General features: G+C 71.1%; 3 protein-coding genes. All 3 read left to right on the top strand.

What is annotated here, in order from left to right; all coding sequences use genetic code 11:
* Nucleotides 1-382, top strand: a 382-nt coding sequence (locus QZ281_RS09555; protein ID WP_292227637.1) for an ABC transporter permease, incomplete at its 5' end; no start/stop codon positions are given.
* Nucleotides 379-1,269 carry an efflux RND transporter periplasmic adaptor subunit gene (locus QZ281_RS09550; protein WP_292227634.1) on the top strand — a complete coding sequence of 297 codons (891 nt, stop codon included), beginning with the start codon at nucleotides 379-381 and terminating at the stop codon, nucleotides 1,267-1,269. The genes QZ281_RS09555 and QZ281_RS09550, both read left to right, overlap by 4 nt.
* The coding region (locus QZ281_RS09545) for a TolC family protein (protein WP_292227632.1) at nucleotides 1,266-1,580 on the top strand (315 nt) is incomplete at its 3' end. The genes QZ281_RS09550 and QZ281_RS09545, both read left to right, overlap by 4 nt.

Here is a 1,580-nt window from a genome sequence, read left to right as displayed (position 1 = left end):
ATCCGGGGCGGGCGTGGCCTTCATCTTCGGCAGCATCGTCGCCGTCGCCGTCGCCGTCATCATCACCAGCCAGACCCTGACCGCCGCCGTGGTGGGCTCGATCCGCGAATATGCGGCCCTGCGCGCCCTTGGTTTTTCCATGGGGTCGCTGCGCGCCATCGTGCTGGAACAGAGCGCCTGGGTGGGCGTCGCCGGTCTGGCGGCGGCGGGTGTCATGACCCTGTTGCTGGCCGCCGTGGCGCGGACGCAGGGCGTTCCCATCGTGCTGTCCCTGCCCATGATGGCGGGCGCTGGCATCCTCATCATCCTGGTAGCCCTGGGATCCGGCGCCTGGGCGCTGCGACGTGTGGGCAAGGCCGATCCCGCGAGCTTGCTGCTATGAAACTGCACATTTCTCTGTTGGCCTGTGTTCTGGCCGTTGCCGCCTGCAAGGGGGGCGATCCCAAGAAGGTCGAGCCGGTCGAGACCGTGCCGCCCGCCGCCGTGGCGCGTGGGGTTATCGACGCCGAACCGGGGCTGGTGACGATCGCGGCCCCCTATGACGGCGTGGTCCGGTCGCTGCGTGTGAACGAGGGCGATCAGGTCGCAGCGGGTGCGGTTCTGGCGGGGCTGGACGACCGTCTGGCGCGTCTGACGTTGAAGTCTTCCGAAGCCGAGGTCGCCGAGATCGAGGCCCGCGTCTCCGCCGCCAGCGCCGCCGTCCCCCGTCTGGACGCCGAGGCCGCCCGTCTGCGCCGACTGGCCGACGCCGACGCCGGTTCGCGTCAGGACGCCGACCTCGCCCGCGACGCCGCCCGTCAGGCGCGCGACGAACTGACGTCCGCCCAGCGCGCCGTTGAGACCGCCCGTGCGCGCGGCCAGCTAAACGCCTATGCGGTCGACACCCGCAGCGTGACGGCCCCTGTCGCCGGCCGCATCGTCCGCCGCTGGGCCAGCGAAGGCGGATCGGTGACCGCCGGATCGCCGCTGTTCATGCTGGAGCCGGCGGGCAAGCGGATCGTCCGCGCCGAGGTGGATGAGGAATTCGCAGACAAGCTGAAGCCCGGCATGACCGCGACCGTCAGTCTGGAAACCGACACCTCGCGCACCTTCAAGGCCCGTCTGGTCCGGGTGTCGGAGATGTTCGGTCCCAACCAGATCGTTGGCGACCCGACCGCGCCGTCCGACACCCGCAGCATCGTGGTGATCCTGGAGCCGACGGACGCCCAGCACGGCGGCCAGACGGGCCTGCGTCTGGGCCAGCGCGTTCTGGTGCGGATCGCGCCGTGAGACAGGGCCTGACCATCACGGCTCCGGCCGCGGCCCTGGCGGCGGTTCTTGTCGGACTGGGCGCCTGCGCCACGCCTGTACCCAAGGAACGTCCGTCGGCCCTGCGTCTGACGCCGCCGCAGGAGACGGTCTGGAGTGAGGATTTCGGCGATCCGATCCTGCGTGATCTGCTGTCACGCGCGGACCTGGGCAATCTGGACGTCAAGGCGGCGCTGGCCCGTGCGGAACAGGCGCAGGCGGCTGTGGCTCTGGCCCGGTCCACGCGCACGCCGCGCATCGAGGTCGGGGTGGCCGGGGCGGCTGGCGGCACC

It is taken from the genome of Brevundimonas sp. (genome assembly GCF_018608325.1).
Taxonomy (GTDB): Bacteria; Pseudomonadota; Alphaproteobacteria; order Caulobacterales; family Caulobacteraceae; genus Brevundimonas.
This window is presented reverse-complemented; position numbering and strand designations above follow the sequence as displayed.